We start from the raw sequence: 12,807 nt of genomic DNA on the forward strand, positions 1-12,807 counted from the left end.
GGTCGGGCCGTCAAGGGTGGCCGCAGGCCATCGCGAAGCGACGCGACGAAGGAGCGCCCTTGACGGCCCGACCCGCCCCGGAAGGACAGTGGACTGCCGGGAAGCCCCCGAACCCACTGCCAATGCCGATCAGCTCGGACCCCGCCCCCCTCAATGCGCAGGCAGTCGGCCCGCCTCCTCCGCCAGAGCTCCCAGGATCGGGGCGATCAGCGGGTGGGATTCCGCACCGCGGCGGGTTGCCGCGAAGACCCTTCGGGTGGGCGCCGAGCCCGCCACCGGCCGGACCTGGACCTCCTTGAGGTCCATGCCCCGCAGCGCCGAGCGCGGGACGAGGGCCACCCCCGCCCCGGCTCCCACCAGCGCCGTCACTGCGCGGAAGTCGTCCGAGGAGTGCACGAACCGCGGCTGGAAGCCGGCCAGTTCGCAGGCCAGCAGCGTCACGTCGTGGCACGGGTTCCCGGGGTACTGACCCACCCAGTCCGCGTCGGACAGGTCCGCCAACGACACCTCGGGAAAGTCGGCCAGGACGTGCCCCGAGGGGAGCACCGCGTCGAAGGGCTCCGCGTACAGCGGGAGGACCGAGAGACGGCCGTCGTCGGCGCCGGGGGCGCCGCGGTACTCGACCGCCAGCGCGAGGTCGGCTTCGCCGTCGAGCAGCAGCGGCAGGCTCTGGTCGCCTTCCGCATCCCGGACGCGCAGGCGGATGCCCGGGTGCTCGCGGGCCAGGCGGGCGATCGCGGGGGCGAGGACCTCGGCGATGCCGGTGGCGAAGGCGGCCACCGTGACCTCGCCCGCCGCGCCTCCCGCGTACGCCGCGAGCTCGGCTTCGGCGCGCTCCAGCTGGGCGAGGACCTCGTGGGCGTGCCCCAGCAGGATGTCGCCGGCCGCCGTCAGCCGTACCCCCCGGCCGCTGCGGGTCAGCAGCACGTGCCCGGTCTCCTGCTCCAGCGCCGCGAGCTGCTGGGAGACGGCGGAGGGGGTGAGGTACAGGGCTGCGGCCGCGGCGGTCACCGTACGGTGGTCCGCCACGGCCCGCAGAATGCGCAGCCGGCGGGGGTCGATCACCCCACCATTCTCGCAGGCGACGCAGGCGGCCCGAGCCCGCCCAGGCTGCCGATCGCGCCGCTCGGGCCGCTCGGGCCGCTCGGGCCGCTCGGGCCACCCAGGCAGTAGGCAGCCAGGCACCCCCGCACCCACGCTCGGCTGTCGGCCAGCCGGCCATGTCGCCCGTAGCCATACCGGGCGGTCAGGTGCCCAGGCCGGTCGGCTCGTCAGGCCCGGCAGCCGGTCGGGCTGCACCCCGGGCCGCCCGCCGCCGGGCCGACCGGGCCGACCGGGTTATCAGGCCGACCGGGCCCAGCTGCTCAGCCCCAGCTGCTCAGGCCCCCGCCAGCGCCGAGCGGGCGTCGATGAACGCCGCGATCGCGCGTTCCACGTCCGCCGTGGAGTGGGCCGCAGACAGCTGGACGCGGATGCGGGCCGCGCCCATCGGGACCACCGGGTAGGAGAAGCCGATCACGTACACGCCGCGCTCCAGCAGGAGCTCCGCCATCTTGGCGGCCTCCGCCGCGTCGCCGATCATCACCGGGGCGATGGCGTGGTCGCCGGGGAGGATCTCGAAGCCGGCCTCGGTCATCTTCGTACGGAAGAGCGAGGTGTTGGCCGCGAGGCGCTCGCGCAGGTCGCCCGCCGACTCCAGCAGGTCCAGGACCTTCAGGGAGGCGGCGGCGATGACCGGGGCGAGGGAGTTGGAGAACAGGTACGGGCGCGAGCGCTGGCGCAGCAGCTCGACGATCTCGGTACGGGCCGCGACGTAGCCGCCGGACGCGCCGCCGAGGGCCTTGCCGAGGGTGCCGGTGATGATGTCGACGCGGTCCATGACCCCGTGCAGCTCCGGCGTGCCGCGGCCGCCGGGGCCGACGAAGCCGACGGCGTGCGAGTCGTCGACCATGACCATGGCGTCGTAGCGCTCGGCCAGGTCGCAGATCTCGGCGAGCGGGGCGACGTAGCCGTCCATGGAGAAGACGCCGTCGGTGACGATCAGCTTGCGGCGGGCGCCGCCCTCGGTGGCCTCCTTCAGGCGGGCCTCGAGCTCGGTCATGTCGCGGTTCGCGTACCGGAAGCGGCGGGCCTTGGACAGGCGGATGCCGTCGATGATCGAGGCGTGGTTGAGGGCGTCGGAGATCACCGCGTCCTCGGCGCCGAGCAGGGTCTCGAAGACACCGCCGTTGGCGTCGAAGCAGGAGGAGTAGAGGATCGTGTCCTCCTGGCCGAGGAACGAGGACAGCCGCGCCTCGAGCTCCTTGTGCACTTCCTGCGTACCGCAGATGAAGCGGACCGAGGCCATGCCGTAGCCCCAGCGGTCCAGCGCGTCCTTGGCGGCGGCGACGACCTCGGGGTGGTCGGCCAGGCCCAGGTAGTTGTTGGCGCAGAAGTTGAGGACCTCGCCGGGGGCGCCGCCCGCGGTCACCGCGACCGCGGCGTTCTGCGGGGTGCCGATGACGCGCTCGGGCTTGTGCAGGCCCGCGGCGCGGATCTCGTCGAGGGTGGTGCGGAGGTCTTCGCGTACGGACTCGAACATGGCTTCGGCTTCTCCTTGAGCGGCGGACGAAGGGGGCCGGGCCCCGCGGAGGGGGGAGGGTGGGCGGGGCCCGGCCGGAGGGAAATGGTTCGGTGGGACGGAGGCGAGGAAGCGGGGAACCCCGGAGGCCCGGAACCCGGAAGCCCGAAGGACCCGAGGCCCCAAGGCCCGGAACCCCGAGGCCCCAAGGACCCGAGGCCCGAACGCCCGGAAGCCGAGAACTCCAGACTCCCGGAAGCCCGGAAGCCCTGAACCCCAGAACCCCGGAGGCCCGAAGGGCGACTGCGCCCTCCGCTCCAGGGCCCGGAGGGCCGTTACGCCGTCCAGTCCAGGATGATCTTGCCGCTGCGGGCGGTGGCCGCCTCGTCGAACGCGGCCTCGAAGTCGCGGTGCGAGTAGCGGCCGGTGATGACGGGGCTGAGGTCCAGGCCACCCTCCAGCAGCACCGTCATCGCGTACCAGGTCTCGAACATCTCGCGGCCGTAGATGCCCTTGATCGTGATCATCGAGGTGACGACCTTCGCCCAGTCCACCGGGAACTCCTGCGCGGGCAGGCCCAGCATGGCGATCCGGCCGCCGTGCGTCATGTTGTCGATCATGTCGCGCATCGCCTCGGCGCGGCCGGACATCTCCAGGCCGATGTCGAAGCCCTCGCGCAGCCCCAGCCGCGCCTGCGCATCGGCGATCGTCGCCTTCGAGACGTCGAGCGCGAGCGTGGCGCCGGCCTTGCGGGCGATCTCGAGGCGCTCGGCGCTGACGTCGGTGATGACGACGTTGCGCGCGCCCGCGTGCTTGGCCACGGCCGCCGCCATGATGCCGATCGGGCCCGCACCGGTGATCAGCACGTCCTCGCCGACCAGCGGGAACGACAGCGCCGTGTGCACGGCGTTGCCGAACGGGTCGAAGATCGCCGCCACGTCGAGGTCCACGGCCGTCCGGTGCACCCACACGTTCTGCGCGGGCAGGACGACGTACTCGGCGAAGGCGCCGTCGCGCCCGACGCCGAGGCCGACCGTGCTGCGGCACAGGTGACGGCGCCCGGCCAGGCAGTTGCGGCACTTGCCGCACACCAGGTGGCCCTCGCCGCTGACGAGCGCGCCGGTCTCGATGTCCTGGACGTCAGCACCGACGGCGGCAACTTCGCCCACGAACTCGTGGCCGAGCACGAGCGGGGTCTTGACCGCGCCCTGCGCCCAGCCGTCCCAGGAGCGGATGTGCAGGTCCGTACCGCAGATGCCGGTGCGCAGCACCTTGATCAGCACGTCGCCGGGGCCGTACTCGGGCTCGGGTACGTCCATGAGCCACAGCCCGGGCTCGGCCTTGTGCTTGACGAGTGCCTTCATGGGGGTGGCTCCAGGCATGCGGAGGGGACGTTGCAACCACGGGGTCGGGTGCGACGTATCGACAAGGACCAATCTGCCGAGCGCGGAGGTGATCAGTCCATCGAGGATTTCTTAAGCGGGTCGACAGCCCAGCTTCACGCCTATGCTCCTCACGTGAAGGGCTGTGGCCTGGGCAGGGGCCCGCGGCCGGGGCAGGGAATGGGGAGGTGAGGGGCGTGCCGAGTCTGCGCAGCAGAGCGCTGTCGGTCGCGCTGATCGCGGCGGGGCGGCGAAGACGGTTCGCGAGTGCCGAGGCGGTGCGCGCGCGGGTGGCCGAGTCGGCCCGCCGGCCGGCGTCGCACCTGCCGCCGCGCTCGCTGGGCCGGGTCGCCGACGTCTCCCGCACCTTCGTCGGTGCCTGGCCGGTGTACGACGCCTCGCCGCTCGGGGTCGAGCCCGCGGCCCAGGTGCTGTACGTGCACGGCGGCGGGTACATCAACGAGCTGGTCCGGCCGCACTGGTCGATGATCCGGACGCTGGTCACGGAGGCGCAGGCCCGCGTCGTCGTACCGGCGTACATACTTGCCCCCCGCGGGACCGCGGACCGGACGGTCCCGGTGGCCGCGGACCTGCTCAGCGGGTTGATCGCGAGCGGCGGAGCGGGCGGCACCGTGCTGATCGGGGACGCCGCGGGAGCCGGGATGGCACTGGCCGCCGCCCAGCGGCTGCGCGACCGTACGGGGGCGCAGCCGTCGCGGATCGTGCTGATCTCGCCCTGGCTGGACCTGACCATGAGCCACCCGGACCAGGCGGCCATCGAGGCCGCCGACCCGGTGCAGGCGCGGCCGGGGCTGCTGGAGGCCGGCCGACTGTACGCGGGCACCCTGGCCACCGACGATCCCCAGGTGAGCCCCCTGCACGGCGCGTTCGCGGGGCTGGCGCCGATGACGGTGTTCACCGGCACCCGGGACGTGCTGACCACCGACAGCCGGGAGCTGCTGCGCCGGGCCCGTGCGGACGGGGTCGAGGTGGAGTTCCACGAGGAGCCGGGGCTGCCGCACGGGTACCCGCTGCTGCCGGTGCCGGAGGGGCGGGCGGCCCGGGACCGGATCGTGGAGCTGATCAGGTCGGCCGCCGAGGAGTGACGGCCGGCCGGGCCGACGGGCACGCCGAACGGTGGCCCGTCACGCCGTGCAGGTCATCAGTGAGCTGATGGGCCAGGCGCGGTAGGCGGTCCAGTACGCCTCGTCGCGGGCGCCGTCGGCGGGCGGGGTCCGGTTGGGCTGCCAGCCGACCGTGGAGAAGCCCGCCTCGACGGCGGCCTCGGCGAAGTCGGCGTGCGCCCATTCGCGGAACTCGAAGTCGGCCGGGGGCTGGGTCAGGAACTGCGCCTTCAGCAGCGGCGCGTCGCCTTCGTGGACGCGGTCGACGATCCGGACCCCGTACGGCGACCAGTCGACGTTCGGGTACGCGCCGGCGTTGGGCACGATGGCGAGCAGGCGGCCGCCGTCGCGCAGGTTGGCCCGGATGGACCGGAACATGGCGTGCAGGGCGGACCGGTCGGTGGCGTAGTTGAACAGGTACACGGCGGTGGCCAGGTCGAACGGGCCCATCTGCGGCAGCTTGGCGGCGTCGGCGACCACGTATTCGATGGACGCCGCTTCAATGGACGCCGCTTCAATGGACGCCGCTTCCATGGACGCCCCTTCCATGGACGCCGTTTCCATGGAAGGGGCTGCGACGGGTGCGGCTGCGACGGGCGCGGCTTCCATCAAGGCCGCTTCGCCGGCCGCGCCCCCGCCCCATCCCGCCTCGGTGTCGGCGGCTGCTCCCTTTGCTGCCGGCGCGCCGGTACCCGCCCCGCGCACCGGGAGGACCCCGCCCACCGCACCCTCCAAGGCGCCCACACCGCCCGCGCCGATCACCCCGTGCGCGCGGGCCAGCCGGATCATCTCCTCCGAGATGTCCACGCCGACGGCCCGGCGGGCCCCGCCGCGGGCCAGCAGCCGCGTGTTGTAGCCGTATCCGCAGGCCAGGTCGAGGGTGTCGAGCCCGCGCACTCCGCCGAGCGCGTCGAGCGCCCCGAGCAGGGTGTGGGTGTCGGCCGCCGAGAAGGCCGCCGTGGTCTTCGACTCCACGAAGCGCTCGCCGATGGTGTCGTACTGGAACCGCATGCTCTGCCTTCCGTGGCGGGGTGGGACGCGTGCGTATCGTGCCCCGGAGTGCGGCCGGCGAGGGCCTGTGCGGCGGCCCGTCCCCCGGACGGGGGAGGCGTTCGGGTCAGTGCGTACGGCGTACGGGGTGTCCGGCGACGGCCGGGAGCAGTTCCCGGGCGCAGTCGCGCAGCCAGGCGTGGGCCGGGTCGGCGTCGTGGCGCGGGTGCCAGGCGATGCCGAACGGCAGGGTCGGCAGGTCGAGCGGGATCTCGAAGGCTTGCAGCCCCAGCTCGGCGGCGAGCGGGACGGCCTGTGAGGCGATCAGGCCGACGAGGTCGCTCTCGCGCAGGATGAACAGGGAGGCGGGGTAGGAGCCGACGCTGCCCACCACCCGCCGGGACAGGCCCTGTTCGGCGAGGGCCGCGTCCACCGGTCCCTCCAGCCGGCCCCGCCGGGAGACGATGAGGTGCTCGGCGGCGGCGAACCGGCGCGGGGTGATCCTGCCCCGCAGCAGCGGGTGGCCGGCCCGGGCGACGCCCAGCATGTGCTCGTCGAAGAGGTGCTCGACACGGACCTCGGGGGATCGGCTGTCCACGACGCCGAGTTCGAGGTCGGCGATGCCCTCGCGCAGCGCGGGGACGTCCACGTGGCTCTCGGACAGGAAGCGCAGCCGGACGCCGGGCGCCTCCTCCGCCACCCGGGAGAAGAGCGTGGCCCCGAAGGTGGCGGCGAAGGCGTCGTGAGCCAGCACGGTGAAGGTGCGGGTGAGGGTCGGGAGGTCGACCTGTCCGCCCGTCAGGAAGAGGGCCCGGGCCCGTTCCACGACCGCCCGGACCTCGCCGTGGACGGCGAGGGCGTGCGGTGTCGGGACCATGGTCCGACCGGCGCGGACCAGTACGGGGTCGCCGAGGGCCTTGCGGATCCGGCCGAGGGTGCGGCTCATGGCGGGCTCGGACAGGTGCAGGCGGGCGGCCGCGCGGGACACGCTCGACTCCTCCAGGAGGACGTCGAGGGCGACGAGGAGATTGAGGTCCAGCCCGGATTGCGTCACACGCATTCATCCCTTGCAGAACTTGCACTGGAAAGCAGGTCACGCCAACTCTACGGTGGGGAACGGAGGATGACGCCGACCGCGCCCCCTCCCCCACACCACTTCACCGCCACCGACTCTGAGGAGGAGCCGTGCTCCGCCATGCCCGCGAACGGGACGTCACAGATCCCGTCGCCGAACCGTCCGCCCCGGCGCCCACCGCGCCCACCGCGCCCACCGCGCTCACCCGGCCCGCCCTGCTCGTCCTGTGCGCCTGCGTGCTGGTCGCGCAGGCCATGGTCGCCGCCGTCAACCTGCTGATCCCGCAGCTCGCCGCGTCCGTCCTGCACCCGACCCCCGGCCAGCTGGTGTGGGCGGTCGACGCCTACGTCATCGTCTTCGCCGCGCTGCTGATCCCGGCCGGCGCGCTCGGTGACCGGTACGGCCGCAAGGGCGCGCTGCTGGCCGGGCTCGCTCTGTTCGCCGCGGGCGGGGCGGTCAGTGCGCTGGCCGCGACCCCGGCGGTGCTCATCGCCGGGCGCGGGCTGTGCGGGGCCGGGGCGGCCCTGATCATGCCCGCCACCATGTCCGTCCTGATCCACCTGAGCCCGCCCGAGCGCCGCGGCCAGGCGCTGGCCACCTGGACGCTGTCCGCCGGCCTCGGGGGCCTGGCGGGCAACGTCGGGGGCGGCCTGGCCGGGGAGTACCTGACCTGGCGGGCGCTGTTCTGGGCGGTCGTGCCGCTGGGCGCGCTGCTCGCGCTCGCCGTCGCCCGTAACATCCCGCGCACTCCGGCCCGCTCCGATGCCTCCGTCGACCCGTTCGGCGCGCTGCTGCTGGCCGGGGCGCTCCTCGCGGTCGTCTACGGGATCATCGAGGGGCCTTCGTACGGCTGGACCTCGGCGGCGGTGCTGATCGCCTTCGCCGCCGGCGCCGGGCTGCTCGCCGCCTTCACCGGCCACGCGCTGCGCGCCGCGCGCCCGCTCCTGGACCCGCGGATCTTCGCCTCGCGCAAGCTGCGCGCCGGGGCGCTCGGCATCGGCGCCGCGTTCTTCGGGCTCTTCTCCCTCTTCTTCGTCAACGCCCAGTACCTCCAGTACGCGAAGGGCTTCTCGCCCGCCCGGACGGGGCTGGCGATCGTGCCGCTGACCATCGGCATGGCGCTGGTGCCGAAGCTGGGCGCCCGGCTCGCGGAGCGGACCGGGCCGCGGTTGCCGGTCGGTGTCGGGCTGGGCCTGATCGGGGCCGGGCTGCTGATGGTCTCCACGGTCGACGCGGACACCCCGTACGCCCTGTACGCCTGCCACCTGCTGGTGCTGTCGGTCGGGACGGGCCTGTGCGCGCCGTCGCTGACCCTGACGGTGGTCGCGGAGCTGCCCGCGCACCAGGCCGGGCTGGGCTCCGGGCTGAACACCGCGGCCCGGGAGATCGGCGCGGCGCTGGGGGTGGCGGTGGTCGGCACGGTGCTGGCCTCCCGCTTCCACGGCGATCCGCAGGATCCGGCGCAGATCGGCGCCTTCACGGACGCGATGGGGGTCGCCCTGCGCACGGTGGCCGGCGTGCTGCTGCTGGCGGCGCTCGCGGTGGTGGCCGGCTACCGGGTCGGCGGGGACGCCCGCCGGAGCGCGGGGTGAGGATGCCGGGGCGGCGACCGCGGGCGCCGGGATGCAACGTCCGGCGTCGGGGGCGCATGCTGACTGTGTGACGGCGAGAGCGGACAGCGGCCCCGCCACCGACGCCACGGCCCGCGTGCTCGCACGGGCCTCCGTCGATGCGGTGCAGGCCGTCGGCGGGTTTGCGGGCGGTGTCTACCTGCGCTCCGGCGCCGGGGGACCGCTGCTGCTCGCCGTGCTCACCGGCCTGCCCGGAAAGCTGTTCCGCCCGTGGTGGCGGATGCACGTGAACCGCCCGTACCCCGTCGCCGAGGCGTACCGCTCCGGCCAGTCGGTCCACTTGCCCGACGCGGACACGGCCATGCAGCGCTTCCCGCAGATGATGGCCGGACTGCCGTTCCCCTTCGGCTCGCTGTACGAGCCCGTCATGGCCGGGGCCGAGCGGTTCGGGGTGCTGTTCGTCCTGCGCCCCGCGACCCCCGGCTCCTCGGTCGACGCCGCCGACCGGGAGCGGCTGCGCTCCGCCGCGGACGGGCTGGCCGACGGGCTCGCCGCGCTCACCGCGACCGGGGATCCGGTGCTCTGGAAGGGCGATCCGGTGTGCGTACCGCCCCCGGACACGGCGCAGGGCGCACGCGAGGCGGTGGAGCGGCTCACGCTGTCGGTGCTCTCCGTGGACCGCGAGGGCAGGATCCGCTACGTCAACCACGCCGCTGCACGCCTGCTGGGCCAGGGTGCACCGGAGCTGCGCGGGCGGGTGGTGTGGCAGGCGGTGCCCTGGCTGGGGCAGCCCGCGTACGAGGACCACTTCCGCGGGGTGTTCATGTCCGGGGAGCCGGTGCGCTTCCCGGCCCGGCGCGGCCGGCAGCCGGACGGGGACTGGGTGACCGTGGACCTGTACCCGGGTCCGGACGGGGTGACCGTGACGATCGGCGCGGCCGATGCGCCCGTCTACGCGCCCGGGTCGGTGGTCCGGCCGGGCGCGGGGCTGGGTTCGCCGGCCGACCGGGCCTCGGCGCTGTACCGGCCGGTGGCCCTCGCGATCGCGCTGACGGAGGCGGTCACGGCCCGCCAGGTGTCGGCGGTGGTCACCCAGGAGCTGCTGCCCGCCTTCGGCGGCCGCCAGCTCGCGATCTACCTGCTCAACGAGCGGCATCTGCACCTGGCGTGGGAGACCGGCTTCCCGCAGGGCTTCCTCGACCGGTTCGACGGGGTGGCCCTCGATGTCCGGCTGCCGGGCGTGGAGACGCTGACCACGGGCCGGCCGATGTTCTTCGAGTCGATGGAGCACCTGGCCTCGGCGTATCCGGGGATCCCGCTGGACGCCCACATAGGGGCCCGCGCGTTCCTGCCGCTGATCGCCTCGGGCCGGCCGGTGGGCTCTTGCATCCTCGGTTTCGACGCTCCGCGCGGGTTCAGCCCGGAGGAGCGTACGGTGCTGACGGCGCTGGCCGGGCTGATCGCGCAGGCCCTGGAGCGGGCGCAGCGCTACGACTCCGAGGCGGCGCTGGCGCGCGGACTGCAGGCGGCGCTGCTGCCGCACCGGCTGCCGGTGCGCGAGAACGTGGAGACGGTGGGCCGGTACCTGCCGGGCACGCAGGGCATGGACGTGGGCGGCGACTGGTACGACGTGATCGAGACGGGCGAGGGCGTGCTGGCCCTGGTCATCGGGGACGTCCAGGGCCACGGGGTGGCGGCGGCCGCGACGATGGGCCAACTGCGCAGCGCCGTACGGGCCTTCACGCTCGCCGGCAGTCCCCCGGAGCAGGTGATGTGGGGCACCAACCGGCTGCTGATCGGCCTGGACCCCGGCCAGTTCGCCAGCTGCTGCTACGTGCTGCTCGATCCGGCGTCGGGCCGTGCGCGGGCCGTGCGCGCCGGGCATCCGCAGCCGCTGCTGCGCCACGCGGACGGGCGGGCGGAAGTGCTGGACCTGCCGGGCGGGGTGGTGCTCGGCATCGACGTGGACGCCACGTACCCGGTGACGGAGCTGCGACTGGCGCGGGGCGCGGTGCTCGCCCTGTACACGGACGGGCTGGTGGAGGAGGCCGGTGAGGACATCGACCTGGGCGTGGAGCGGCTGCGGGCGGCGCTGGCCGCGGCCCGGCCGTCGCCGCTGACGGAGACGGCGGACCGGCTGGTGGGCGAGGCGGGGGACTCCGCGGACCGGCCGGACGACATCGCCCTGCTGCTGGCCTTGCGTACGGACGGGGGGCCTGCCGCGAGCGCGTGACCGGAAATCCTCACCGAGGTGCCCACTCCTTGGGCAGCTGGTGACGCCGCGGGCACATGTCGGCAAAGCGGAAGAAAATTTGCCCGCGCTCCGCTGCGGTTCCCGCACCCGGGCCCTGCACAGCGTTTACGCGGTCTTAACGCTGCCGTAGGGCTGCCGCTGTGCGGCTCAACGATGGAATCCGCAGGAGAACTGCTATTGACCTGCGGATCTCGCAGGGATTCGATGTCGGCCCGGGAGCCGCTGAACCACTTTGCTCACCACCGCCTCGGAGGCGATACCGCTCCCGCACCTCAGCTCACCGCACCTGCCGATCGGAACCCCGCACCGATGTCTGAAACGATCAGCGCCCCTCAGACCCTCGCGCCCGCCACCGGGCCCGTCCCCCAGAAGCTCAAGCGTTCCATCGGCGTCGTCGGCGGCACGCTGCTGACGCTCTCGTGCGTGACGCCCGCTTCGACCCTGTTCGTCGTCGTGCCCGACCTGTTCGCCAGCCTCGGCACGTGGACCGCCCTCACGATCGCCATCGGCTCGCTGCTCTGCATCGGCGTCGCGTTCTGCTACTCGGAGCTCGGCACCCTGATCCCCAGCGCGGGCGGCGAGTACGCGATGGTGTCGACCCTTGCGGGCCGGCTGGCCGGGTGGCTGGTGTTCGTGCTCTCGCTGCTGGTCGTGATGATCGTGCCGCCCGTGATCGCCATGGGTACGGCCGACTACCTCGCGCCGATCGTGCACATACCGGCCCCGGTCGCGGGCGGCGGCGTGATGCTGCTCGCCACCCTCGCCGGCCTTCTCGACCTGCGGGCCAACGCCTGGATCACCGGCATCTTCCTGGTGCTGGAGGTCGTGGCCGCCGCGCTGGTCGCCGTACTGGGCTTCGCGCACAGCGAGCGGGGCACCGGTGCGCTGGTGCACGGAACGGTCGCGGCCGAGGGCGGCGGCACCTCCACGGTGACCGCGATGATGGTGGTCTCCGGGCTCGCCATCGCCCTGTTCATCACCCAGGGCTTCTCGACCGCCGTCTACCTCTCCGAGGAGCTCGAGAACCCGCGGCGCAACGTCGCCCGTACGGTGCTCGCCACCCTCGCCATCTCCACGGCCGTCATCCTGGTCCCGGTCATCGCCATCACCGTGGGCGCCCCCGACCTCTCCGCGCTGGCCGAGGGCGACCTCGGCGGCATGGTGACCGCCTGGTCCAACTCGGCCGTCGGCACGTTCGTCAGCCTCTGCGTCGCCCTCGCCATCGTCAACGCGGGCATCGTCATGGTGATCCAGAACTCCCGCGTGCTGTTCGCTTCCGCCCGCGACAAGGCCTGGCCCGCGCCGGTCAACCACGCGCTGTCCAAGCTCGGCCGCTTCGGCTCCCCGTGGGTGGCCACGCTCCTCGTCGGCGTCCCGGGTGCGGCACTGTGCTTCGTCAACCTCGACACCCTGTACGGGGTCACCGGCGTCTCGGTGACCGGCATGTACCTGCTGGTCGCGGTGGCCGCGCTGTTCGCCCGGCGCGGGGCGCACCGCGAGGTGGCCGCCTGGCGGATGCCGCTGTGGCCGGCGGTGCCGATCGTGCTGATCGCCGTACTCGCGTACATCCTGACCCAGCAGGAGACCCAGTACCTGCTGTGGACCGGCGGGATCACCGCCGTGGCCACGCTGTACTGGGCGCTTTACCTGCGGCCGCGGCAGGACAGCCGCTGGCTGGTCAGCATCCCGGAGGACGGCGAGTCCGCCGCGGTCTGACCTGCTCCTCGGCGGGATCGGGGGGGGGGGGGGGGGGGGGGGGCGCGGGGGGGGGGGGGGCGGGTTCACAGGCAGCGAGGCACGGGGGGAGGTGGGGTTGTCCCGACAGGAACAGGGCTCAAATGTGGGGAGTAG

9 protein-coding genes are annotated in these 12,807 nt (G+C 73.8%); 4 read left to right on the forward strand and 5 right to left on the reverse strand.

Annotated elements, in window-relative coordinates:
- Positions 1 to 150: 150 nt before the first annotated feature.
- The 3 genes from ACZ49B_RS31910 to tdh all read right to left on the reverse strand — a co-directional run bounded on the left by ACZ49B_RS31910 (position 151) and on the right by tdh (position 3,924).
- Positions 151 to 1,065, reverse strand: coding sequence for a LysR family transcriptional regulator (locus ACZ49B_RS31910; protein WP_468312651.1), 915 nt, complete (start codon positions 1,063 to 1,065; stop codon positions 151 to 153).
- A gap of 313 nt (positions 1,066 to 1,378) precedes the next feature.
- Positions 1,379 to 2,581, reverse strand: a complete 1,203-nt coding sequence (locus ACZ49B_RS31915) for a glycine C-acetyltransferase (RefSeq protein WP_468312654.1) — start codon at positions 2,579 to 2,581, stop codon at positions 1,379 to 1,381.
- Positions 2,582 to 2,895: 314 nt separating this feature from the next.
- Positions 2,896 to 3,924, reverse strand: a complete 1,029-nt coding sequence (tdh, locus tag ACZ49B_RS31920; RefSeq protein WP_468312657.1) for an L-threonine 3-dehydrogenase — start codon at positions 3,922 to 3,924, stop codon at positions 2,896 to 2,898.
- A gap of 215 nt (positions 3,925 to 4,139) precedes the next feature.
- Between tdh and ACZ49B_RS31925 the strand changes: the two genes are divergently transcribed.
- Positions 4,140 to 5,048: an alpha/beta hydrolase fold domain-containing protein gene (locus ACZ49B_RS31925; protein ID WP_468312660.1), complete on the forward strand. Its 909-nt coding sequence runs from the start codon at positions 4,140 to 4,142 to the stop codon at positions 5,046 to 5,048.
- 39 nt (positions 5,049 to 5,087) lie between these two features.
- Here the strand turns inward: ACZ49B_RS31925 and ACZ49B_RS31930 are convergent, their stop codons facing one another.
- Both ACZ49B_RS31930 and ACZ49B_RS31935 read right to left on the reverse strand, forming a co-directional pair.
- Positions 5,088 to 6,077, reverse strand: a complete 990-nt coding sequence (locus tag ACZ49B_RS31930; protein WP_468312663.1) for a class I SAM-dependent methyltransferase — start codon at positions 6,075 to 6,077, stop codon at positions 5,088 to 5,090.
- Positions 6,078 to 6,183: 106 nt separating this feature from the next.
- Positions 6,184 to 7,116 (reverse strand): LysR family transcriptional regulator, encoded by a 933-nt coding sequence (locus ACZ49B_RS31935; protein WP_468312666.1) that lies wholly within the window; start codon positions 7,114 to 7,116, stop codon positions 6,184 to 6,186.
- Between the two features lie 125 nt (positions 7,117 to 7,241).
- Here ACZ49B_RS31935 and ACZ49B_RS31940 point away from each other — a divergent pair, with 125 nt between their 5' ends.
- From ACZ49B_RS31940 to ACZ49B_RS31950, 3 genes are all read left to right on the forward strand, one after another.
- Positions 7,242 to 8,723 carry an MFS transporter gene (locus ACZ49B_RS31940; RefSeq protein ID WP_468312669.1) on the forward strand — a complete coding sequence of 494 codons (1,482 nt, stop codon included), beginning with the start codon at positions 7,242 to 7,244 and terminating at the stop codon, positions 8,721 to 8,723.
- Positions 8,724 to 8,754: 31 nt separating this feature from the next.
- On the forward strand, positions 8,755 to 10,935 hold the full coding sequence (locus ACZ49B_RS31945) for a GAF domain-containing SpoIIE family protein phosphatase (RefSeq protein WP_468312672.1): 2,181 nt from the start codon (positions 8,755 to 8,757) through the stop codon (positions 10,933 to 10,935).
- A gap of 330 nt (positions 10,936 to 11,265) precedes the next feature.
- Entirely contained in the window at positions 11,266 to 12,672 is a 1,407-nt protein-coding gene (locus ACZ49B_RS31950) for an APC family permease (RefSeq protein WP_468312675.1), read from the forward strand.
- Positions 12,673 to 12,807 lie beyond the last annotated feature (135 nt).

The organism is Streptomyces sp. NPDC031132 (assembly GCF_055570595.1).

What these genes read in the sequence shown, in the direction of transcription:
- ACZ49B_RS31945 (WP_468312672.1), top strand. Translation starts at nt 8,755, where the DNA reads ATGCAACGTCCGGCGTCGGGGGCGCATGCTGACTGTGTGACGGCGAGA.
- ACZ49B_RS31935 (WP_468312666.1), bottom strand. Translation starts at nt 7,116, where the DNA reads ATGCGTGTGACGCAATCCGGGCTGGACCTCAATCTCCTCGTCGCCCTC.
- ACZ49B_RS31950 (WP_468312675.1), top strand. Translation starts at nt 11,266, where the DNA reads ATGTCTGAAACGATCAGCGCCCCTCAGACCCTCGCGCCCGCCACCGGG.
- ACZ49B_RS31915 (WP_468312654.1), bottom strand. Translation starts at nt 2,581, where the DNA reads ATGTTCGAGTCCGTACGCGAAGACCTCCGCACCACCCTCGACGAGATC.
- ACZ49B_RS31930 (WP_468312663.1), bottom strand. Translation starts at nt 6,077, where the DNA reads ATGCGGTTCCAGTACGACACCATCGGCGAGCGCTTCGTGGAGTCGAAG.
- tdh (WP_468312657.1), bottom strand. Translation starts at nt 3,924, where the DNA reads ATGAAGGCACTCGTCAAGCACAAGGCCGAGCCCGGGCTGTGGCTCATG.